Annotated in this window: 22 protein-coding genes; 11 read left to right on the top strand and 11 right to left on the bottom strand. The window is 53.9% G+C overall.

Translation table 11 applies throughout. The features are described from left to right. Positions 1-9: 9 nt before the first annotated feature. Positions 10-345 carry a universal stress protein UspB gene (gene uspB, locus SBO83_RS13300; protein ID WP_034793963.1) on the bottom strand — a complete coding sequence of 112 codons (336 nt, stop codon included), beginning with the start codon at positions 343-345 and terminating at the stop codon, positions 10-12. A gap of 347 nt (positions 346-692) precedes the next feature. Here uspB and uspA point away from each other — a divergent pair, with 347 nt between their 5' ends. Continuing rightward, positions 693-1,142, top strand: a complete 450-nt coding sequence (gene uspA / locus SBO83_RS13295; protein WP_353503652.1) for a universal stress protein UspA — start codon at positions 693-695, stop codon at positions 1,140-1,142. A gap of 81 nt (positions 1,143-1,223) precedes the next feature. On the opposite strand, the gene rsmJ is transcribed toward uspA, so the two are convergent. Both rsmJ and prlC read right to left on the bottom strand, forming a co-directional pair. Then, complete coding sequence (rsmJ, locus tag SBO83_RS13290) at positions 1,224-1,970, bottom strand: 16S rRNA (guanine(1516)-N(2))-methyltransferase RsmJ (protein WP_034793967.1); 747 nt, start codon at positions 1,968-1,970, stop codon at positions 1,224-1,226. Then, a complete protein-coding gene (prlC, locus tag SBO83_RS13285; protein ID WP_396131834.1) occupies positions 1,967-4,042 on the bottom strand; it encodes an oligopeptidase A in 2,076 nt (691 codons plus the stop codon). The genes rsmJ and prlC overlap by 4 nt, the downstream gene beginning before the upstream one ends. Positions 4,043-4,329: 287 nt before the next feature. Here prlC and SBO83_RS13280 point away from each other — a divergent pair, with 287 nt between their 5' ends. From SBO83_RS13280 to gorA, 3 genes are all read left to right on the top strand, one after another. Further along, positions 4,330-4,932 carry a histidine phosphatase family protein gene (locus SBO83_RS13280; RefSeq protein WP_396131833.1) on the top strand — a complete coding sequence of 201 codons (603 nt, stop codon included), beginning with the start codon at positions 4,330-4,332 and terminating at the stop codon, positions 4,930-4,932. Between the two features lie 185 nt (positions 4,933-5,117). Further along, entirely contained in the window at positions 5,118-5,960 is an 843-nt protein-coding gene (locus SBO83_RS13275) for a 23S rRNA (adenine(2030)-N(6))-methyltransferase RlmJ (protein WP_100936460.1), read from the top strand. 193 nt (positions 5,961-6,153) lie between these two features. Next, positions 6,154-7,506 (top strand): glutathione-disulfide reductase, encoded by a 1,353-nt coding sequence (gene gorA / locus SBO83_RS13270; protein WP_396131832.1) that lies wholly within the window; start codon positions 6,154-6,156, stop codon positions 7,504-7,506. A gap of 76 nt (positions 7,507-7,582) precedes the next feature. Here gorA and SBO83_RS13265 read toward each other — a convergent pair whose 3' ends face one another. From SBO83_RS13265 to SBO83_RS13255, 3 genes are all read right to left on the bottom strand, one after another. Continuing rightward, positions 7,583-8,026 (bottom strand): hypothetical protein, encoded by a 444-nt coding sequence (locus SBO83_RS13265; protein ID WP_396131831.1) that lies wholly within the window; start codon positions 8,024-8,026, stop codon positions 7,583-7,585. A gap of 453 nt (positions 8,027-8,479) precedes the next feature. Further along, positions 8,480-8,638 carry a HipA N-terminal domain-containing protein gene (locus SBO83_RS13260; protein WP_396131830.1) on the bottom strand — a complete coding sequence of 53 codons (159 nt, stop codon included), beginning with the start codon at positions 8,636-8,638 and terminating at the stop codon, positions 8,480-8,482. Beyond that, the gene (locus tag SBO83_RS13255) at positions 8,638-8,856 is read right to left on the bottom strand and encodes a helix-turn-helix domain-containing protein (protein WP_396131923.1); all 219 of its coding nucleotides are present in this window, start codon (positions 8,854-8,856) and stop codon (positions 8,638-8,640) included. Before SBO83_RS13255 ends, SBO83_RS13260 begins: the two co-directional genes overlap by 1 nt. Before the next feature lie 247 nt (positions 8,857-9,103). Here SBO83_RS13255 and SBO83_RS13250 point away from each other — a divergent pair, with 247 nt between their 5' ends. Beyond that, entirely contained in the window at positions 9,104-10,126 is a 1,023-nt protein-coding gene (locus tag SBO83_RS13250) for a DapH/DapD/GlmU-related protein (RefSeq protein ID WP_396131829.1), read from the top strand. A 61-nt stretch (positions 10,127-10,187) separates the two neighbouring features. Here SBO83_RS13250 and folC read toward each other — a convergent pair whose 3' ends face one another. Together folC and msrA are read right to left on the bottom strand one after the other, a co-directional pair. Then, positions 10,188-11,453: a bifunctional tetrahydrofolate synthase/dihydrofolate synthase gene (folC, locus tag SBO83_RS13245; protein ID WP_396131828.1), complete on the bottom strand. Its 1,266-nt coding sequence runs from the start codon at positions 11,451-11,453 to the stop codon at positions 10,188-10,190. Positions 11,454-11,656: 203 nt separating this feature from the next. Beyond that, positions 11,657-12,202: a peptide-methionine (S)-S-oxide reductase MsrA gene (gene msrA, locus SBO83_RS13240; protein WP_353503660.1), complete on the bottom strand. Its 546-nt coding sequence runs from the start codon at positions 12,200-12,202 to the stop codon at positions 11,657-11,659. 322 nt (positions 12,203-12,524) lie between these two features. On the opposite strand from msrA, the gene SBO83_RS13235 reads away from it, so the two are divergent. Next, complete coding sequence (locus SBO83_RS13235; protein WP_353504042.1) at positions 12,525-13,160, top strand: carbonic anhydrase; 636 nt, start codon at positions 12,525-12,527, stop codon at positions 13,158-13,160. A gap of 50 nt (positions 13,161-13,210) precedes the next feature. Here the strand turns inward: SBO83_RS13235 and SBO83_RS13230 are convergent, their stop codons facing one another. Then, complete coding sequence (locus tag SBO83_RS13230) at positions 13,211-13,966, bottom strand: metallophosphoesterase family protein (protein WP_396131827.1); 756 nt, start codon at positions 13,964-13,966, stop codon at positions 13,211-13,213. 115 nt (positions 13,967-14,081) lie between these two features. Between SBO83_RS13230 and SBO83_RS13225 the strand changes: the two genes are divergently transcribed. Next, positions 14,082-14,966, top strand: a complete 885-nt coding sequence (locus SBO83_RS13225; RefSeq protein ID WP_396131826.1) for a LysR substrate-binding domain-containing protein — start codon at positions 14,082-14,084, stop codon at positions 14,964-14,966. A 59-nt stretch (positions 14,967-15,025) separates the two neighbouring features. Further along, positions 15,026-16,147, top strand: coding sequence for a GNAT family N-acetyltransferase (locus tag SBO83_RS13220; RefSeq protein ID WP_396131825.1), 1,122 nt, complete (start codon positions 15,026-15,028; stop codon positions 16,145-16,147). Between the two features lie 22 nt (positions 16,148-16,169). Here SBO83_RS13220 and SBO83_RS13215 read toward each other — a convergent pair whose 3' ends face one another. Further along, positions 16,170-18,002, bottom strand: a complete 1,833-nt coding sequence (locus tag SBO83_RS13215) for an ATP-binding cassette domain-containing protein (RefSeq protein WP_396131824.1) — start codon at positions 18,000-18,002, stop codon at positions 16,170-16,172. A gap of 180 nt (positions 18,003-18,182) precedes the next feature. Here SBO83_RS13215 and SBO83_RS13210 point away from each other — a divergent pair, with 180 nt between their 5' ends. Beyond that, on the top strand, positions 18,183-18,995 hold the full coding sequence (locus SBO83_RS13210) for a Cof-type HAD-IIB family hydrolase (protein WP_396131823.1): 813 nt from the start codon (positions 18,183-18,185) through the stop codon (positions 18,993-18,995). A 63-nt stretch (positions 18,996-19,058) separates the two neighbouring features. Here SBO83_RS13210 and SBO83_RS13205 read toward each other — a convergent pair whose 3' ends face one another. Continuing rightward, on the bottom strand, positions 19,059-20,570 hold the full coding sequence (locus SBO83_RS13205) for a DHA2 family efflux MFS transporter permease subunit (protein ID WP_396131822.1): 1,512 nt from the start codon (positions 20,568-20,570) through the stop codon (positions 19,059-19,061). A gap of 175 nt (positions 20,571-20,745) precedes the next feature. On the opposite strand from SBO83_RS13205, the gene SBO83_RS13200 reads away from it, so the two are divergent. Together SBO83_RS13200 and SBO83_RS13195 are read left to right on the top strand one after the other, a co-directional pair. Continuing rightward, entirely contained in the window at positions 20,746-21,399 is a 654-nt protein-coding gene (locus SBO83_RS13200) for a TetR family transcriptional regulator (RefSeq protein WP_396131821.1), read from the top strand. 122 nt (positions 21,400-21,521) lie between these two features. Continuing rightward, positions 21,522-22,721, top strand: a complete 1,200-nt coding sequence (locus SBO83_RS13195; RefSeq protein ID WP_396131922.1) for an MFS transporter — start codon at positions 21,522-21,524, stop codon at positions 22,719-22,721. The last annotated feature ends 24 nt before the right edge of the window (positions 22,722-22,745 follow it).

Here is a 22,745-nt window from a genome sequence, read left to right as displayed (position 1 = left end):
ACCTGTAGATTAGAACCAAATGAGCATCGCTAACATACTGACGAGGATTAGCCCGCACAGCGCCGTGGTTAACATAAACTGACCGCGCACTCGCTCACAGCGGCGAATAAACTCAGGGTCGTGATGGTCGGTATAGCGCTGAGCATAAATGTAGCTCACCAGTCTAATTTGCTTACTTGGCTGCCCGTGGGTGGTGAAGAATCCCCGCCCATCGACATATTGATAGAGCAGCGGATCGCAGTCACGCAGCACCACCAGTAGCGCCCGCAAAGAAGAGTAATAGCGCAGCATATTCACGACGAAGACAAAACATAAAGCCCAAAACAGCGCAACGGGACTGATCATAACTCCCCCTCAAGACGGGTTCATCACGCGGACAACCATCAGAAAAACGGGCTGTCCTTATTGATGACGCTTTGCGACCCGCCCAACCTCTTATGACATCACACCCCCCGGGCAACCTCTCGCCCGCCCTCCTAACTCGTGCAGAAACTCGGGGGCGCAGGCATATTGCGTTGGCCCCCTAATATTGAGTGTAGGAAACGATATAAAAAAGTGGGGAAGTATTTATCTCTTGCCAGAAACGCGGGCGATGCGCTTGATTTATCTGTCCGTTTTAGCGCTATACTTAAGACATGGAACTCGCATGATGCTGAAATGGTTATTAACTGACTTATGGAAGGAGTTTTCTCATGTCTTACAAACACATACTCATTGCGGTTGATCTTTCCCCTGAAAGCAAAGTACTGGTAGAGAAAGCGGTTTCTATGGCGCGTCCTTATAACGCCAAAGTGTCACTCATTCATGTTGACGTAAATTATTCCGACCTGTACACCGGCCTGATTGACGTGAATTTGGGAGACATGCAGAAACGCATTTCTGAAGAGACTCACCACGCGTTGAACGAGCTGTCCCAGAATGCCGGCTATCCGATTTCAGAAACCCTGAGCGGCAGCGGTGATTTAGCCCAGGTGCTGGTTGATGCTATCAAGAAATATGATGTTGATTTGGTGCTGTGTGGCCATCATCAGGACTTCTGGAGCAAGCTGATGTCCTCTGCGCGCCAGCTGATCAACACCGTACACATCGATATGCTTATCGTCCCTCTGCGTGACGAAGAAGACGAAGCCGCCATCGACTAATCCCGCCGGTCCCGCGCTACATAAAGAAAAGGAGATGCTTAGCATCTCCTTTTTTATGGTGTCGCAGAACACGGTGAAGGCTCAGAGCGGCGTATAAATATCAAACCGGTGGCTTTTGGTGACTACCGCGGCCTGCGCGGCAATGTCCGCCATCGGCGGGGCGTAGTCTGGCCGTTTCACCACGATACGCTTGGTTGCCAGACGGCGCGCCGGTTCCAGCAGGCCATCGGCATCTTCGTCCGGCCCCACCAGCCCCTGAAAGACGCGCATCTCTTTCTTCACCAGCGCGCTTTTCTGCTTATGCGGATACATCGGGTCGAGGTAGACCACTTCCGGCTTCGGCGTCAGCTCCGACAAGGCGGTCAGGCTCGAGGCGTGCAGCAGCGTCATGCGCTCGCGCAGCCACGGGCCGATTTCAGCATCGCGATAGCCTCTTTCCAGACCGTCATCGAGCAGCGCCGCGACCACCGGATTACGCTCCAGCATGCGCACGTGGCAGCCCAGTGACGCCAGCACGAACGCGTCGCGTCCGAGGCCTGCTGTGGCATCCACCACGTTTGGCAAATAGCTGCCTTTGACGCCGACAGCTTTCGCCACCGCCTCGCCCCGCCCGCCGCCGAACTTGCGGCGGTGGGCCATGGTCCCGCCGACGAAATCGACGAAAATCGCCCCCAGCTTTGGCTCGTCCAGCTTGCGCAGTTCGAGACGCTCAGGAGTGAGCACCAGCGCCATATTGGCGTCGGGGTCAGAGGTCAGGTTCCAGCGCTCGGCCAGAATAGATAAGGCGCCCTGAGAGGCGCCTTCTTCACAGATTAAACAGACACTCACGAGGTGACGCTTTCCTTAATTCCATAATGGCGCAGCATAGCATCTAGCTGAGGCTCGCGCCCACGGAAGCGTTTGAACAGCTCCATTGGCTCTTCAGAACCGCCGCGCGACAGAATGTTGTCGAGGAAGGACTGGCCGGTTTCGCGGTTGAAAATCCCCTCTTCTTCGAAGCGCGAGTAAGCATCGGCAGACAGCACTTCGGCCCACAGATAGCTGTAGTAACCCGCCGCGTAGCCACCGGCGAAAATGTGGCTGAAGGCGTGTGGGAAACGACCCCAGCTTGGCGATGGCACCACGGCGACCTGCTTTTTGATTTCCGCGAGGGTTTGCAGGATCTGCGCGCCCTTGGCAGGGTCATACTCGGCGTGCATGCGGAAGTCGAACAGGCCGAACTCCAGCTGACGCAGGATAAACAGCGCCGCCTGATAGTTCTTGGCTGCCAGCATTTTATCCAGCATGTTGGTCGGCAATGGCTCGCCGGTTTCGAAATGGCCGGAGATAAACGCCAGCGCTTCCGGCTCCCAGCACCAGTTTTCCATAAACTGGCTTGGCAGTTCGACGGCGTCCCACGGTACCCCGCTGATCCCCGCGACGCCCGAGACGTCGATTTTGGTCAGCATATGGTGCAGGCCGTGGCCGAACTCATGGAACAGCGTGGTGACTTCGTTGTGCGTGAACAGCGCCGGGCCGTTACCCACCGGGCGGTTGAAGTTACAGGTCAGGTAGGCCACCGGTTTTTGCACTTCGCCGTTGGCTTTGCGCAGGCTGCCCGCGCAGTCGTTCATCCACGCGCCGCCGCGTTTGTGTTCGCGAGCATAGAGGTCGAGGTAGAAGCTGCCGCGCAGTTCGCCGCTGTCGTCAAACAGGTCGAAGAAACGCACGTCTTTGTGCCACGTATCCACGTCTTTGCGCTCTTTAGCTGTGATGCCATAAATGCGTTTCACCACCTCGAACAAGCCTTCCAGCGCACGCTGCTCAGGGAAGTAAGGGCGCAGCTGTTCGTCATTAATCGAGAACAGATGCTGTTTCTGCTTTTCACCGTAGAACGGCAGGTCCCAGGCTTCCATCTCATCCACGCCGTAATGCTCTTTAGCGAAGGCGCGAAGCTGGGCCAGCTCTTGCTCAGCCTGCGGGCGGGCGCGTTTCGCCAGGCCATTGAGGAAGTCGATCACCTGCGACGGGCTTTCGGCCATTTTAGTGGCCAGAGACTGGTCGGCAAAGGATGTAAAGCCCAGCAGCTCGGCCAGTTCGTGGCGCAGCGCCAGCTCATCGGCCATCACTTGGCTGTTGTCCCACTTACCGGCGTTCGGGCCTTGATCCGAGGCGCGGGTCAGGAAGGCGCGATACATCTCTTCGCGCAGTTCGCGATTTTCCGCATAGGTCATTACCGGCAGGTAGCTCGGGATATCCAGCGTCAGCAGCCAGCCTTCTTGCTCTTTCGACTCTGCCAGCGCTTTGGCAGCGGCCAGCGCGCTCTCCGGCAAGCCTTTCAAATCATTCACATCGGTGATCAACTTGCTCCAGCCCATGGTGGCGTCGAGCACGTTGTTGCTGTAGGTCGAACCCAGCTCGGACAGGCGTGCCGAGATTTCGCCGTAGCGTTTTTGCTTCTCTGGGGATAACCCGATACCGGACAGCTCGAAATCACGCAGCGCGTTATCGACAGATTTTTTCTGCGCCAGCGTCAGTTTGTCAAAGTTCGCGCTCTCTTTCAGCTCGCGATAAGCCTGATACAGCCCCGCGTGCTGCCCCATCCAGGTGCTGAATTCAGAAATCAGCGGCAGACATTGCTCATAGGCTTCGCGCAGCTCTGGGCTGTTTTTTACCGCGTTCAGGTGGCCGACCGGCGACCAGATACGGCTAAAACGATCGTCACTTTCCGCCAGCGGCTGGCACAGGTTTTCCCAGCTAAAAGGCCCGGATTGCGCCACAACCTCTTCCACCGTCTGGCGGTAATCTTCGATCACGGATTTGATGGCAGGGACAATGTGTTCAGGACGGATCGCAGAAAACGGCGGCAGGACAAAAGGTTTCAGAAGCGGGTTGTTCGACAGATTTTGCTGTTCAGTCATAGGGGCCAGTCCTTTTTGTGTCGCTAAGGGCGATAGCGTCGTGCGCTTATCGCCTTGGGTCTGATGCGCGGCGCGGTATTTGGCGTCTTCGCGCGTCAGTCATAAAATCGAATTGCAATAAAAATGGCGTAATTTCTAACATGAGGCCAGTTTCGGCGAAAATCAATGGCTGGACGCGATGTTGGCTGTTTCAACCGGTAACGAAAATTAAGCCAGCTGGCATTCGCGCCGGCTTTGGGCGCGGGTTAGGATGTGCTCAAATCAACAAAAACAGAGCAAAGGATAAAATGATGAAAGCGATAAAGTTAGGAATGTTGGCCGCTGGCCTGCTCTCGCTGGTGATGACTAGCCAGATGGCCAGCGCGCAAGAAACGCTGATTTTTGTCCGTCACGGCGAAAAACCGGCGAGCAGCAGCGGCCAGTTGACCTGCAAAGGGCTGAACCGCGCGCTGGCGCTGCCGGGCGTGTTATTGCCGCGCTATGGCAACCCTGACCACATTTTTGCCGCAGGCCCTAAAGAGCAAAAGCTGGGTAACTCACTGCGCCCGCTTTCCACCATCATGCCCACCGCCGTGCGCCTCAACCAGCCAATCAATATTCAGTTTCACGCCGACGACGTTGACGGCGTAACCAAAGAGTTGCAGGACGATAAGTACAAAGACGCGAAGATTTTTGTCTCTTGGGAGCACAAAAACCTCGATAAAATCGTGAAAAATATCGTCAAAGAGAACGGCGGCGACCCAAGCGTAGTGCCAGAATGGCCGGGCAAGGATTTCGACAGCATCTTTATCCTGACCTTAGATAAGTCCGCCGCAACGCCAAAAGTGACCTTCAAAATCGAGCAGGAAAACCTGAACGGCGTGTCCGACACCTGCCCGAACGCCTCCTAATCTGACCAAGCCGCTGGCGATGAGGTAAGGCTTTTGCCAATTTCTTCGCCAGACAGTTTATACTAAGCCCCATTCAAGGCGCGTCGCGACAGCTGGCCGCCTTCTTCACATTCCCAGTACAGTATAAACTTTCGGTAACCCACTGATTTTACTGTCTACATTCATTATTCGGAAACGTAAAACCTATGTTGAGTTACCGCCACAGTTTTCACGCTGGCAATCACGCCGACGTCCTGAAACACACCGTTCAGAGCCTGATCATCGAATCTCTGAAAGAAAAAGAGAAACCTTTCCTGTATCTCGACACCCACGCGGGCGCTGGTCGCTACCTGCTGAGCGGCGAACACGCCGAGCGCACCGGCGAATATTTGGAAGGCATCGCGCGTATTTGGCAGCGTGAAGATCAGCCTGCGGAACTGGCGGCCTATATGTCGGCCATCAAGCATTTCAACCGCAACGAGAGCCTGCGCTACTACCCCGGCTCGCCGCTGATTGCCCGCCAGCTGCTGCGTGAAGAGGACAAACTGCACCTGACCGAACTGCACCCGAGCGACTTCCCGCTGCTGCGCAGTGAGTTCCAGAAAGACAACCGCGCCCGCGTCGTGCGCGAAGACGGCTACCAGCAGTTAAAAGCCCAATTGCCGCCGCAGTCACGCCGTGGTTTGATTTTGATGGACCCGCCTTACGAACTGAAAACGGATTATCAGGACGTGGTGAAAGGCATTCAGGAAGGGTATAAACGCTTCGCGACCGGCACCTATGCACTGTGGTATCCGGTCGTCATGCGTCAGCAAATCAAGAAGATGCTGCGCGACTTAGAAGCCACCGGCATTCGCCGCATCTTGCAAATTGAACTGGGCGTGCGCCCGGACAGCGACCAGCGCGGCATGACCGCCTCGGGCATGATCGTGATTAACCCGCCGTGGAAGCTGGAACAGCAGATGAACAACGTGCTGCCGTGGCTACTGGAAACGCTGGTGCCATCGGGCACGGGCCACCAGTTGGTGAAATGGGTGGTGCCAGAGTAAGTTCTGCCAGCCTCACTCTCCCCTGGCCAGAGCCGCCTCCCCCAAGGCTCTGGCTATCAAAACGTTCCACACCTATTACAATCATTGATGCAACCTTTGCGACAAAGCGAATTCTCACGTTAAACTCTTAGGCAATTTTTTAAGATTCATGACGCCCATTGAGGCCCATTCACTTTCTCTAACGGACTAACCGATGACTAAACATTATGACTATCTGGCAATTGGCGGCGGCAGCGGCGGTATCGCATCAATTAACCGTGCCGCCATGTATGGGCAAAAATGTGCGCTGATCGAAGCAAAAGAGCTTGGCGGCACCTGTGTCAACGTAGGTTGCGTTCCGAAGAAAGTCATGTGGCACGCGGCGCAAATTGCCGAAGCAATCCGTAACTACGGCCCAGATTATGGCTTCGATACCACGGTCAACAGTTTCAACTGGAAGACGCTGGTCGCTAACCGTACGGCCTACATCGACCGTATCCACACCTCGTACGACAACGTGCTGGGTAAAAACAAAGTGGACGTGATCCGCGGCTTTGCTCGCTTCATCGACGATCACACTGTGGAAGTTAACGGCGAGAAGATCACTGCCGATCACATCCTGATCGCCACCGGCGGCCGCCCTAGCCACCCGAACATTCCGGGTGCGGAATACGGTATTGACTCAGACGGTTTCTTTGACCTGACTGAAATGCCAAAACGCGTTGCGGTTGTGGGCGCAGGCTATATCGCGGTTGAGATTGCTGGCGTGATGAACGCGCTGGGTGCAGAAACTCACCTGTTCGTGCGTAAACACGCGCCGCTGCGTACTTTCGATCCGCTGATCGTCGAAACGCTGGTTGAAGTGATGAACACCGAAGGTCCGGCGCTGCATACAGAGTCGATTCCAAAAGAAGTGGTCAAAAATGCCGACGGTAGCCTGACCCTGAAACTGGAAAATGGCAAAGAGTTTGAAGTCGACAGCCTGGTGTGGGCGATTGGCCGTGAGCCAGAGACCGACAACTTCAATCTGAAAGCCACTGGCGTGAAAACTAACGACAAAGGCTACATCATCGTCGATAAGTTCCAGAACACCAGTGTTAAAGGCATTTACGCGGTGGGTGATAACACCGGTGCCGTCGAACTAACGCCAGTCGCCGTTGCGGCGGGCCGTCGTCTCTCCGAGCGCCTGTTCAACAACAAGCCGGACGAGCATCTGGACTACAGCAACATCGCGACCGTGGTCTTCAGCCACCCTGCCATCGGCACCGTGGGCCTGACCGAGCCGGAAGCTATTGAGAAATTCGGCGCGGACAATGTGAAAGTGTACAAATCTGCTTTCACCGCGATGTACACCGCCGTCACCCAGCACCGCCAGCCGTGCCGCATGAAGCTGGTCTGCGTGGGGAAAGAAGAGAAAATCGTTGGCCTGCATGGCATCGGTTACGGCATGGACGAAATGCTGCAAGGCTTCGCGGTAGCCATCAAAATGGGCGCCACCAAGAAAGACTTCGATAACACCGTAGCGATTCACCCAACAGGTGCTGAAGAGTTCGTGACGATGCGTTAATTCCTTAATCTGGAATTAATTAAAAGCCGCAGGTTTATCTCTGCGGCTTTTTTGTTTGGAGAGTATTTATAACAGCTCATTTTGGTCTGGATTCGAGGAAAACTCTCACGCCATATAGATTATCTTTATATTTAAACATGCCGCGATTATCAAACTGATATATATCACCAGAAACCTTTAAAAAGAGATCGGTGTTGATTATCTCCACAACCACATTTCTATCTGAGGTTGATAAAAAAGACTTTTGACGATCAGTATCTTCAGCAATAAGCCTTTTTGCATCTGCGTCCGCGCCGATCAGATAGAAGTAGTAGACCATTGGCGTGGTCGCACCGGCACTCGTTTCAGCAATATAAAGATTCACTAGCTTTGAGACAGTTAACTGACGAGTAATCACCACATCGTCATTATTAAAAAACGAGTTAATCGAAGTATGACAAAAGTAATAACCTCCTAACAACAAGGCAATTACCAAGACTACCCGACTGTCAGCCCTTCTAAAAGCATGAGCGTATTGCATATTCTATTCCTGTAATCTGCATAATACTTCCCAAGAAACATCATTGTAGCGAGCGTCCAATTTCTTATAATAATCGAGCCACTGAACCCTCTTTTTAATACAAAATCCCTAACATTCAAAGCCATTTGAATACATAGATTTTTTGCATAAATGGATATCAATTAATTAGTTAATTACATATTATTTGAATTAATCTTCGTCATAAAATTCACCATAAAAAAGCCCGCCGACAGGGCGGGCAAAACACAGCAAGCAGCTTCTATATTATTCTTAAGATAATGGGAAAGAATGGGACAAATCGACGGCGGCTGTAGGCCCTGGCCCACAACGCTCAACATAGTTTCGATTCAGTGAGCTACAGCCGGAATTTACTCACGGTTTATCATTATCTCTGTGGAATAAAAGGAATCATCATGCAGAAGGTTATCGAAGAAATTAAACACCTCTGCGCCTTCATATTTTTTCCTGACGCAGCGGCATTGAAAGTGAGATCGGGCGAGCATCGTTAGTGGCGAGCCAGGCGGTGTCGTAAGTAAACGTGTGCCCGGCATTACGCTCTTGAACCAGCGTACCTATAAGGTATCCATTCATGTAAACGGACAGACTGTTCATCACCACTCTTCCTTCCATTCGCCTGATTTTCTTATTTCATCCCGCGTTTCAAGATGAAAATCCAGATTCAGCGCTGAGACAATATTGTAAAAGGTGTCTATTTGCGTCGTATCGGGATTGTGTTCGAATTTCGAAATCGTGTCTTGCCGTATCCCTACGCGCTTTGCGATATCAGCCTGTGTGAGCTTTTGCGTCCTTCTGAAATCCTTTAGAAAGATAGATAACTACTTCGGCGATGTGATTTTCATAGAACCTCTTTTGCTGAGCGGCTGAACTGTATTTTTACCTGCTACAGCCGTTAAAAATGCCAAACGCGTGTCGAAAAGACGATTTCAGTTCCCTTTCATGATGAAAGTCCATGACTCACATCTGATTACATAATTCTTTAATCGCGCCCTATTCTCTCTTTGTGACGAACCTGCCATTTTGTGAATTCCGTTATCCTTACCAAAAGAACAAGAACACATGACAGACAATTATGTTGCTCAAGGGGCCAGCGGACACGGCCTGGCAACGGTTGCAGAGAATGGAGTAGTACTGGATAGTTGGTTTGCCGAAACAACTTTGCAGTCGGTGACAGAAATTTCAGAAACACGTTATCTTTCCGCCAGTGAAGCACAAACACAATTCCAATTAGCAACGCCGGACCACGATGCTATGCGTCGGGTGCGAAGCATTGCCATCCACACCACCATTGCTGATTTACGTCAGCCACCCCGCGACCTGCACGACCTGTACCTGCGCCTGCATTTGCTGAGCCAGCGCAAAATTAAGCCGTGGCAGGCCAACCTCGCCGGTTTTACCGAGCTGTTGATCGATGTGGCCTGGACCTCTCACGGCCCCTGCCTGCCGCAACAGCTGAAAGAGTTGCAAAAAGTCAGCAGAAACACGCCGGGCAGGCCGACGGTGTATAGCGTTTTCAGGCTGCCGCGCATGGTCGATTATGTGCCAGCCACCGACGTCTACCTGCTCGATCCCAATAAAATCCTGCTCGGGGCTTATCTGGCGCCGGGTACTTTTGTCTCTTCGGCGGGATTTTGCAACATGAACTCCGGCACCCTCGGGCCTTGTATGGTTGAAGGGCGCATCAGCCTTGGCGCCACTATTCAGGGTGGCTCGCATATCGGCGGCGGTGCCTCGATTATGGGCAGTACATCGGGTGGCGGGAAGCACGTGGTGTCGATTGGCGCCAACTGTCTATTGGGCGCCAACTCCGGGGTGGGTATTTCGTTGGGAGATAACTGCGCGGTGGAAGCCGGTCTGTATATCACCGCTGGCCTGCCGGTAACCAAAGCCGACGGCAGCAAGGTGAAAGCCATTACGCTGGCCGGCAAGTCAAACCTGCTGTTCCGCAGAAATGCGACCACGGGGACGGTTGAAGTGGTAGATCGCCCCGGAGAGCAAAGCCTGTTATTACCGACATTGCATCGCTCGGGGCAGAACCCGACCTATGTTCCAGATGATGTTTGGCAGACATTCGCTGAGTGATTAGAAGCAAAAACGCCCGCAGGCATCTCAACCTGCGGGCGTTTTTATTTAGGCAGCCGGTTTATTTAGATTCAGCATTCAACGCGTTCAACACCGGCGCGACGGAGAAGAATGACCCACAGACCACAATAACATCCCCTTCTTGCACATCGCGTTTTGCGGCTTCCCAGCCCGCCAAAATATCGGCGAATTTTTGCGCCTGAGGTAAATATTGCGCGACATCTTCCGGCTTAGTGCTTCGCGGCCCGGCCTGCACCCCGCAGCAATACCATTTATCAGATAAAGTTTTTAAATGGTCGACGGTACCCTTAATATCTTTATTAATAAGCATGCCGATAACAAAACGATAATTTCCCTTAATTGGGAATTTGCGTAATCTTTCCGCTAAATAAGCTGCCGCGTGTGGGTTATGCGCGACATCTAAAATAGTGGTTGGGCTATTGCCAATAATTTGGAAACGACCCGGTAAATTGGCGTGAAGAATAACCTCGTTCAGCGCAGCAGGCGTGAAATTTAATCCACTGGCGCGCAGAGCGGCAATTGCTGTCGCCACGTTTTCTAGCGGCATTTTTGGAATCGCTAAGTCAGTCAGTTCACCTGTGGCATCGCTGAATGACCACTGGTTTTCCTGCACATCCAGTTGCCAATTGGCTTCGCGCTGATAAGTCACCGCACCAATTTTCTTGGCATAGGCCAGCAGCGAGGCGGGCGCACGCGCCTGCCCAATGATGGCCGGTTTACCGGCGCGGAAAATACCGGCTTTGATCTCGCCGATGGCCTCGGTGTCTTTGCCCAGCCAGTCTTCGTGGTCCAGCGCAACGTTGGTTATCACCGAAATGTCTGGCTCGATAATATTGGTCGCGTCATCACGCCCCCCCATGCCAACTTCGATAATCGCCACATCCACCTGCGCCTGCTTCATCAGCCAGAAAGCGCCTAAGGTGTTGAATTCAAATGGCGTGAGCGTAGTGTCTTGACGGGCATGGTTAATGGCAACAAAGGCGGCAACGTGCTCGCTTCCGTCCAGCTCTTTACCCTGAATGCGCACGGTTTCGGTGTAATTGATCATGTGAGGCGAGCTAAACACCCCCACTTTATAGCCGGAGAGTTGCAGCGTTTTTTCCAGCGTGTGACAGGTGGTGCCTTTGCCATTGGTGCCACCCACTAAAAAAATAAATGGCGCAGGTTTTAATACCTCTAAAGTATTAGCTACTGCTTTAATTCTATTAAGACTCATATCTATAACTTGCGAGTGGAGACTATCAATATAGGACAGCCAGTCATGCAAATCGGAAGTTGCCTGTGGAACACCGACTTTTTCACTCATGTTATATTTTCCTCGGATAAGTAATCTTCAATTTTTATATTTTATAAACCCTGTAGAGCAGAAAGTTTATACAACATGTCCTCCTGCCCAACAACATGAGTGAAATATTTTCTCACAATGAAAAAACGCGCCGGTAGGTTTCCCCACGGGCGCGCTAATAAATTTCACATTACGGCTTTTTCTCGCCATTAGGCGAAGAAAATTCACGGCTGTTGCAGAGATTTCACCTTAGCCGCATAGCTCTTACGCAGCTTTTGCAATTTCGGAGGGATCACCGCCAGGCAGTAACCATTGCGCTGGCCCGCGCCGTCCCAGTAGTTCTGGTGGTAATCTTCGGCGACATAGACTTCACCCAGTGGCTCGATGGTGGTGACCACCGGCTGGCTGTTGTCGGCCTGGGCGCGCTGAATAGCAGCCTCGGCTTCGGCCTGCTGGTGCTGATCTGCCGGGAATAAAACCGAGCGATACTGCGTGCCGATGTCGTTGCCCTGACGATTCAACTGGGTCGGATCATGGGTCACGAAATGGATATCCAGCAGGTCGCCGTAGCTCAGTTTCTCTGGGTCAAAGCCAACGCGAATGGCTTCTGCGTGACCCGTCGCGCCGCTGCATACCTGCTCGTAAGTTGGGTTTGGACGGCGGCCACCGGTGTAGACACTCTCAACCGATTCGACACCAATCACGTCTTTAAAAACGGCTTCGGTACACCAGAAACACCCACCACCGAAGACGGCATATTCGATTGTCATACAGGCTCCTTCACATTGGGAAACGACATCTTATGTCATAAGACTAGTCGTTCAGCGTTCACAAAGGAATAACAACAGAAAAAGGGCGGAATGGCTGCGCGAAAAGTGCCGCGAACTTTGCGCAAACCCTGCCGCAAGCTAAACCGCAAATAAGCCACAACCTTCTTATGGATAATAATAGAGTAAAATATCAGGAAAATCCTAATATTAATCGGCGACGGGCCATGCAGTTAATGACATATAATTACACATATTCGCCACTGATTGATTTGCCCTGTTTTTCGTGGCAACATCGCTGCAATTAATATATATGGAATTCATGATGAAAGACGTAATTGAAGGTTTTTTAAGATTCCAAAAAGACGCATTCCCGCAGCGTTCTAAGCTTTTCAAAAAGCTAGCATCTAATCAAAACCCTAAGACCCTTTTTATATCCTGCTCCGACAGCCGTTTAGTTCCGGAATTAGTCACCCAGCGTGAGCCCGGCGAACTGTTTGTTATTCGTAACGCAGGTAACATCGTGCCACCTTTTGGGCCTGAGCCTGGCGGCGTGTCCGCCACCGTCGAATACGCCGTGATGGCGCTCGGCATTCGCGATATCGTGGTATGCGGTCACTCAGACTGCGGCGCGATGACCGCCGTGGCAAACTGCTCCTGCCTCGACCACATGCCTGCCGTGGCCCACTGGCTGCGCTATGCGGATGCGGCGAAAGCCATCAATGACTCCGCCGGGCATGAAACTTCCCAAGCGCGCGTTAACGGCATGGTGCATGAAAACGTCATCGCCCAGTTAGGTAACTTGCGTACCCACCCTTGCGTGGCGCTGGCATTAGCCAAGGGCCAAATGAACCTGCATGGCTGGGTTTATGATATCGAGTCTGGCTCGATTGAAGCATTCGACAGCAAGACCAAGACCTTTATCTCGCTGTCTGACAATCCTGAAGCGACGGCGACCTAATTCGCCATTTAATAAGTCACCTTGCAAGGTGACTTATTATTTCAGCAGGTTCAACCGAGGGAGTGAGTTATTAACTCCCTCGCGTAGAAATCAGGGATTGGGCTATGAATAATGGCCGATGCCGTTTCCACCACGTTATATTCCACTGCCACAATCTCTGCTGAAATATCACCCTCTTCCCAAGTACAGATCATATAGGTTGCCAAAGGCTGCCCCGATTTTATTCGCCCGGTGGCGCCGGTATTGCCAATTAATACGCTTTTCCCACTCGTCGTCGCGAACTGCCGGAGATAGGCACAATGCGTGTGGCCCATTAGCATGCCGTCGGCATGATTGGCGGCGCACATCTCGGCTAACGCGCTTGGACTATGATCTTGATAGATATATTCGTGAATGGCGTTAGCACTGGCATGCACCAACAGCAGGCTTTTTGCCTTATCTCCCTCCCCCAGCACTACCCGCCGCTTAAAGGGTAAATCGCGCAGATAAGCCATGTTTTCGGGGCTAATCGTCGCTTTACTCAGCGTGATGGCGGCTACTCGCGCCTCGCACTCCTCAGGCGAATGCTTTGCCATTGGCGTCACCGGGCGGTCAAAAGCCACGCGGTCATCATGATTGCCCATCACCGTGGGAATTTGGCGCTGGCGCAGCAGTTCAATCACCTCGTTCGGCCAAGGGGCGAAATCTACCAAGTCGCCAAGGCAGTAAATCTCGGTGATTTGTCGCGCATCAATATCTTCCAGCACGGCCTTTAACGCCGGCAAGTTGGCGTGTACATCACTAAAAACGGCAATTTGCCTGATCATTTTTTGTTTCCATTTTTCTCAAACTATCGCAATACGATGCGATCGTAGGCTGTTAACTTCAATCATCAGGATCGTTAGAATAATTAGGTAAAGACTAATTATTAGGAGGAATGCCGTGGAGCTGAGACATTTGCGCTACTTTATGGCGGTGGCCGACCAGCTGCATTTCGCCGCGGCGGCTGAGAGTCTGAATATCGCGGCCCCCACGCTGTCAGTGCAAATCAAGCAACTGGAAGAGATGGTCGGCACCCCGCTGTTCGTGCGCACAAAACGCGCTGTTCATCTGACTCAAGCTGGGGAATTATTTCGTCACGAAGCTGCCGCCACTCTGCTGCAAGCACAGCGCACGCTGGACACCGGACTGCGCGCCGCGCGGGGTGAGGTTGGGCAGGTAGCGCTGGGCTACGTGGGTTCAGCTTTGTGGTCAGGCTTGCTCGGCCAGCTGGTGTGCGAATACAAGCAGCAGCGGCCGCAAGTCGCGCTACTGACCCGCGAGAGGCCGATGGCGTCGCTGCCGCAGGACGTGCTCGACGGCTCGCTGGACGTCGCGCTAATCCGTGGCCCGACGCCGCTGCCGGACGGCCTGCAAACGCGCGCGCTACAGCGAGATAATTTCTGTCTCGCGCTGCCCGCCGCTCACCCGCTGGTGGACGCTGGCGGGCCAATTGCTCCCCAACAGTTGGCAGAAGAAGCTTTCGTGATGGCCGAGCAGACCTCGGGAATGCATGAAGTAGCACGGCGCGGCGGCTTTTCGATTCGCCAGCAATATCCGTCGGGTGGCTTGGTGGACGTACTGGCGCAGGTGGCCTTTAACGTCGGCATCGCCGTGATCCCGGCCAGCCTGTCGCGGGTGATTTCCCTGCCCGGCGTGGTCTACCGGTCGATTCAGCCGCCGGAGATCCCCTCAGGGATTGTGTTGCTGTTCCGCCAATGGGAACGGACCCCGGCGATTGTCAATTTCATTAGTTTTGCCGAGTCGATACATTTTATGATGTCCTGATTGACCCGCAGGGCCACCCGACAAAACCTTAATTCGTTACCAAGACAGAGATAATTGCCATGCCCATTACTGCGTTGAACCGTCTGGCCGATTTCCCCGCCGAGCAGTGGGACGCCATGGTGCCCGCCGGTCAGCCCTTCCAGCGTCACGCCTTTCTTTCTGCTTTGGAGGAGAGCGGCAGCATCACGCCGCGCACGGGCTGGCAGACGGAACACCTGCTGTGGATGGCGGGCGAACGCTGTCTGGCGGCCATTCCCGGCTATCGCAAAATGCACTCTGCCGGAGAATATGTCTTCGATCAGGGATGGGCGGAAGCCAGCGAGCGGGCGGGCATTCGTTACTATCCGAAGTGGCTCGGCGCAGTGCCTTTTAGCCCGGTGACCGGCGCCCGCCTGCTGGGCGACCCCGCCGCCGCCGCGCATCTGCTCGACCAACTGCCGGACTATTTAGCCCAGCAGCAGCTCTCCGGCGGGCATATCAACTTTACCGACGCGGGCAATCACACGCTGTTTGCGGAACGCAGCGAATGGCTACAGCGCACCGGCTTGCAGTATCACTGGCACAATCGCGGCTATCGCGACTTTCAGGATTTCCTCGACACGCTGGCTTCGCGCAAACGTAAACAGATGCGCAAGGAGCGCGAACTGGTGGCGGCGCAGGGCTTTGAGTTTGAGTGGCTGGAAGGCGCGCAGGTTACTGAAGCGCAGTGGGATTTCGTCTACACCTGCTATGCCAATACCTATCTGGTGCGCGGCCGCGCGCCTTATCTGACGCGGGAATTCTTCAGCCTGCTGGCCGAACGTATGCCGCAGAACCTGCGTGTCGTCCTCACCACCCTCGGCGGCCAGCCGGTGGCGATGGCCTTTAGTCTGGTGGACGGCGATACCTTTTATGGCCGCTACTGGGGCTGTCTGGCGGAGTTCGACAGGCTGCATTTCGAAACCTGCTTCTATCAGGGAATGGACTACGCAATTGCCCATGGCCTGGCGCGGTTTGACGCCGGGGCGCAGGGCGAACACAAGCTGCTGCGCGGCTTTGAGCCGGTGATCACCCATTCGTGGCACCATTTACGGCACGGCGGATTGCAGGCGGCAGTGGAGAATTTCTTACAAGAGGAGCGCACGGCGGTGTTGCAGTGGGAGGAGGAAGCGCGTCAGGCTCTGCCTTATCGCAAAGCCTGACGTGTAGATTTTAAACCCAATATTAATCGGTGCCGACAAAGCCCCCGGTCTGATGCTGCCACAGGCGGGCATACAGGCCGTTATGGGCCAGCAGCTCGGCGTGGGTGCCGGCTTCGACAATTTTGCCTTTCTCCAGCACCACCAGACGGTCCATTTTGACGATGGTCGACAGGCGGTGAGCAATGGCGATCACCGTTTTGCCCTGCATCAAATCTTCGAAGCTTTCCTGAATCGCCGCCTCGACCTCGGAATCCAGCGCCGAAGTGGCTTCATCCAGAATCAGAATCGGCGCGTTTTTCAGCAGCACGCGGGCAATGGCAATACGCTGGCGCTGGCCGCCGGAGAGCTTCACGCCGCGTTCGCCGACGTGGGCATCCAAACCCGAACGACCCTGCGGGTCATACAGCTCGGGGATAAACTCATCGGCGCGAGCGCGATGAATCGCCTGCCAAATATCCTCATCAGTCGCGTCCGGACTGCCATACAGCAGGTTGTCGCGAATCGAGCGGTGCAGGAGCGACGTGTCCTGAGTGATCATGCCGATTTGCGCCCGCAGGCTCTCCTGCGTGACCTGCGAAATATCCTGCTGATCGATAGAAATCCGCCCACCGTCAATGTCATACAGCCGCAGCAGCAGGTTCACCAGCGTCGACTTACCAGCACCCGATGGCCCAATCAGGCCAATCTTTTCGCCCGGACGAATATTCAGATTCAGCCCGCCAATCACCTGACGCTCTTTGCCGTAGTTGAAATTCACCTGATCGAAACGAATCTCTCCGCTGTGAACGTCCAGCTTTTTGGCATCAGGTTTATCACTCACTTTGATCGGCTGGGCGATGGTCTTCAACCCGTCCTGAACCATACCGATATTCTCGAAAATGCCGTTCACCACCCACATTATCCAGCTGGACATATTGACGATACGAATCACCAGCCCGGTCGCCAGCGCGATGGCCCCGACGCTAATCAGCGACTGGGTCCACAGCCACACGGCAAGGCCGGTAGTCCCGACAATCAGCAGGCCGTTCATGGTGGTGATCGCCACATCCATGCTGGTCACCACCCGGCTGGCCATCTGGGTTTTGTGGGTCTGCTCAGTGATGGCGTCGCGGGCGTATTGCTGCTCGAGGTCAGTATGAGCAAACAGTTTTAGCGTGGTGATATTGGTGTAGCCGTCTACAATGCAGCCCATCAGTTTGGAACGCGCCTCGGAGGACTCCACCGAGCGAGCCTTCACGCGCGGCACGAAATAGTAGAGACAGGCGATATAGCCCAGAATCCACAGAACTAGCGGGATCATCAGCCGCCAGTCGGCTTCGGCAAACAGCACCAGGGCGCTGGCCGCGTAAATCAGCACGTGCCAGATGGCGTCCACCGCCTGCACCGCCGAGTCACGCAATGAGTTACCGGTTTGCATAATGCGTTGCGCGATACGCCCGGCAAAATCGTTCTGGAAGAAGTTCAGGCTTTGGCGCAGCACGTAGTTGTGATTTTGCCAGCGGATCATGCTGGTCATGCCCGGACTGATCGTCTGGTGCACCAGCAGGTCATGCAGCCCGAAGAAGACAGGACGCAGGATCAGCGCCACCGCCGCCATCCACAGCAGCTCCGGCCCGTGCAAGCTGAAGAACTGCGCCGGAGGCGTGCTATTAGTTAAATCGATAATACGGCTGAGATAGCTGAACAGTGCCACTTCGATTAATGACGCCACCAGCCCGACCACCAGCAGCGCGGCGAACATCGGCCAAACCTGACGCAAATAATAGAGATAGAAAGCGCCCACTTTGTCGGGTGGCGCGTCCGCTGGCGCCTTGCGGAAGATATCGATAATTCGTTCAAAACGGCGGTACAACATAGAGAACCTCTGAAGTTATATTTGTCAGAGCTGTCCTGCCCTGATATTTCGCCGGTGAATTGGCATTGGTGACGTGCAACAAGCTATAAGCGTAGACCCTTTTCGGCGGCCATTTCGTTTGACCTTTACACGATAGCTTTTATGATGAAAGTTACATTTTGAGCGCAACGAGAGGGATTTATGTCAGTAAAGTTAATCGCAGTGGATATGGACGGCACGTTTCTCGATGATGATAAAAAATACAATAAAACGCGTTTTATGTCGCAATATACCCAATTAAAACAGCAGGGTATTAAATTCGTCGTCGCCAGCGGCAACCAATATTTCCAGCTTAAATCCTTCTTCCCTGAAATCGCCTCTGAGATTGCCTTTGTCGCCGAGAACGGCGCTTATATTGTAAATGAAGGGCAGGACGTGTCGGTGGCGGAAATCCCTGCCGAGTCCGTCGAGAAAATCCTCAATTTCCTGCATGAGATTCCTGGCGTGCGCACGGTAATTTGCGGCAAGAATAGCGCCTATATTCACGCGTCCCGCCCTGAAGATTTTTATCAGAAGATGAAACGTTTTTACCATCACCTGATTCAAATCGACAGCACCAGCGAAATCAACGACACCATTTTCAAATTCGCCCTGAATATTTCCGACGAACATCTGGCGGAGCTGATGACCTCCATCGACCGCGAGCTGGGCCATATTGTCACCCCGGTTTCCAGCGGCCACGGCTCTGCCGACCTGATCATTCCCGGCCGCCATAAAGCCAACGGGCTGCGCATTTTGCAGGAGCTGTGGGGCATCGACGATAGCGAAGTCGTCACCTTCGGCGACGGCGGCAATGACATCGAAATGCTGCAACAGGCCGGGTTTGGCTTCTCAATGTCGAATGCCATGGCCTCGGCAACCGCCGCCGCCAATTACGTCGCTGGGTCGAACAATGAGGAAGGGGTGTTGGATGTGATTGATAAGATTATCAAGCACGAGAAACCTTTTGCCTGATTGGGGAAGTGTGGCGGTTCTGGGTTTGATCCCTCCCCTTACAGGGGGAGGTGCAGCACAGTTTTATCTCGACACTTTCCCGCGCAGCGGCACGTCCTTCATCATCAACGCCAGTCCGAACCCGACAATCATCACCGCCGCGGCGATGTGATAAACCGAGTGGATCGCCGAACCAAAGGCCTGAAAGTAGTCATCACGGATCGCCGGTGGCAACTCGTGCACTGCCTTCGCTCCTAACGCGCGGGGCAGCTGGGTGCCCGCTGGGATCAGCGCTTCCAACTTGTTTTGCAGCACGTGGGTGAAGGCCGCGCCAAAACCGGCGACGCCAATCGAGCCGCCAATGGAACGGAAAAGCGTGGTGCTGGAGGTCGCCACGCCAATCATCTTCAGCTCGACGCTGTTTTGCGCGGCGAGGATCAGCACCTGCATCACCATCCCAATACCCAGACCAATCATCGCCATATACAGGTAAAGCGTATACAGCGGCGCATCAAGCTTCAGCGAGCCGAGCAGCATCATGCCGATGAAAGCCAGCAAGGTGCCCGCCACCGGGAAAATGCGATACTTGCCGGTCTTGCTGATAATCCGCCCGCTAAGAATCGAACTGAAGATGATTCCCCCCATCAGCGGCAGCATCTGCATCCCCGCCTCGGACGGCGTGGAGTCTTTCACCACTTGCAAATAGAGCGGCAAGAAAGTGACCGACCCGAACAGCGCCATACCAATGATGAAGCTGATTAAGCAGCTCAACATAAAGGTGCGCTGGCGGAATAAATGCAGCGGAATGATGGGCTCAATCGCCAGCCGCTCTTCGTAAATAAAGCCAGCCACCGAGACTAAGCCGAAGGCCAAAATGCACCACAGCTGGCCGTCTGACCATGACAGCACGGTGCCGCCTTCGCTGGTGAACAGGATGATACAGGTCAGCGCGGTGGCCAAATACGCCGCGCCAATGTAGTCAATCTCATGCTTAACGCGCTCCACCCGCGACTGGAATGCCCCACCGATAATTAACAGCGCCATAACCCCCAACGGCAGGTTGATGTAGAAAATCCAGCGCCAGCTGAAATGCTCCACCAGGAAGCCGCCGAGCAGCGGCCCGACCACCGTCGCCAGCCCAAATACGGCGCCGAAAAAGCCCTGATACTTACCGCGTTCGGCGGGAGTAACAATGTCGCCCACCGCCGCCATGGAAACCACCATCAGGCCGCCCCCGCCCAGCCCTTGCAAGGCACGCATCAGGATAAGTTCGGTCATATTCTGCGCCAGACCGCACAGCGCCGAGCCAACCAAAAATACAATGATCGCCGTTTGCAGCACAATCTTACGGCCAAACAGGTCACCAAATTTGCCGTACAGCGGCACCACAATGGTCGATGCCAGCAGGTACGCCGTCACCACCCAAGACAAGTCGGACAGACCGCCCAGCTCGCCGACAATGGTCGGCAGCGCGGTAGAAACGATAGTCTGATCTAACGCCGCCAGCAGCATCACCATCATCAGCGCGAAGAAGACAATGCGGAATGACGGCTGGCTCTGCGCCACCGGGGCTTTCACTGCCTGTTCATCGCTCATAAGGCCGGATTGATTTTCTTGTGTCATAAAAAGAGTCTGGCTTGTAATTAATTAACTGGATAATTAATATAAGAGGAACACAATCATCCGGTCAATGGATCAAAGTGAATATATCGCCGTCAAAAAGTGGTAAAACGTCTTAATCAGAATCCACCTACACCTCTCAGGGAAAGTCATGACAGAGAAACAACCGCGTCGTCCGGGCCGACCGGCAGGCACCAGTAAAAGCGCCGATAAGCGCGATCTTTTGTTGGATACCGCCCTGAAAATGTTTGCCCAGCAAGGCATTGCCGAGACCCCGCTGAGCGCCATTGCCCGCGAGGCTGGCGTCACCTCCGCCATGCTGCATTACTACTTCAACACTCGCGAACAGTTGCTGGACGTGCTGATCGACGAGCGTTTTCTGCCCGCTCGTGCCTCGGTGGGTAGCCTTTTTGAAGCACACCCGAATGACCCTGTGGCAGCCATTACCGCGCTGGCCCAGCGTTTTATCGACATTTCCGTTAAGCACCCTTGGTTTGCGCCGCTGTGGATACGCGAGGTGCTCAGCGAGAGCGGTCTGTTGAAAGAGCGGATGGATGCGCGTTTTGGCGACAATGAGAAAAAAGCGGTTCATCAGTGCATGTTGGGCTGGCAAAAGCAGGGTTATTTGAACCCAGACATTGAGCCGGAGCTGGTCTTTCTCTCCCTGTTTGGCCTGACGCTGCTGCCGATTGCCGCCATGCAAAACCAGCGTATCGCGGGAAAAACCAAGCTGACGGCCGAGGATTTATCACGCCACGTCGCCTCCTTATTACTTCGCGGCATTGCACCCCAAAATAAGGAATAAACGCAGCATTTTATATGCGTAATACCTTCATTTTTAACTTTTTTACGACACAAAAAATGCTCGAGATGAGAGTAGAGTGTTTGGTCTGGATGTTAAAAATTTGAAGGATGAACGTTAAAAAAATGAAGGGAATGCCGCCGATTATTCTTGCTTTACTCGCCAGTTCATTGGTCCTGACCATTGGGCGTGGTATTACGCTACCCTTCATTACCATCTATCTCACCGAGCATTATCATCTGCTGCCCAAAAGCGTCGGCGTGATAATGGGAGCTAGTCTGGCCCTGGGCATTCTCAGCAGCCTGTACGGTGGCTATCTGGTGGATAAATTTAACCACCGGACGCTGATCGCCGCCTCGATAAGCTTCTTCTCACTCAGCTTTTTCCTGCTGCCGGTCCTGCCCTCTATCACTGGCGTGCTAGTGGTGCTGGCGCTGCTCAACTCCTCTTACGCGCTACTGAGCATCACCCTAAAAGCCTGTATTGCCAGTTGGTTACCCGTGGAGAAGCGTGTGAAAGCCTTTTCAATGAACTACACGCTGATTAACGTCGGCTGGGCGGTCGGCTCTTCCCTTGGCGTATGGCTGGCAGGTTTTAGCCCAATGCTGCCGTTTTTGATCTCCGGCGGATTGGCACTGGTCACGGTGATCACCCTGAGCTGGGGCATTCGCAATATCCCCAATCGCCCGGCACAGGCGGAAATCGAACAGAAGCCGCTACCAAAGCCGAACTTGCGCCAAACCCTGAGCATTTTGGCCCACGACCGCCGCCTGATTTACTTCACCCTTGGCAGCACGCTGGGTTCGATCGTCTTCGGCCAGTTCACTGGTTATCTGTCGCAATACTTGATTTTGACCTCTGACGCCGTGTTCGCCTACAAGGTGATCGGCGCAGTGATGATCACTAACGCCATGATTGTGATTGTTTTTCAGTATGCCCTTAGCAGCCGCATGCGCCAGGCCACCCTGCTCAGATGGCTGTTCCTCGGCACAGTATTTTTCATGATTGGACTGGCAGGATTTATGCTGGCTGGGCCTTCGGTACTGATTTGGGTGATTGCGATGGCGATCTTCAGCTTCGGTGAGCTAATCGTCATTCCGGCGGAATATATGTTCATCGACTTTATTGCGCCGGACAATATGAAAGGCAGCTATTACGGCATGCAAAACCTGAGCAACCTCGGCGGGGCCATCAACCCCGTCCTCTGTGGTTTCCTGCTCAGTTACGCAGCCCCATCGGTGATGTTTATCGCGCTCATTGCCTCCGCCGCTGCCAGCCTATGGTTCTTCTGGCTGGGGCATAGATTGGCGGTGCGGGCTGTTTGACAGCACGGTCAATAGCGCGTAATT

Origin of the sequence: Ewingella allii (genome assembly GCF_044430645.1) — a bacterium.
Taxonomy (GTDB): domain Bacteria; phylum Pseudomonadota; class Gammaproteobacteria; order Enterobacterales; family Enterobacteriaceae; genus Ewingella; species Ewingella allii.
Note: the sequence above shows the minus strand (reverse complement) of the source record. Positions and strands in the feature narration are given on the sequence as shown.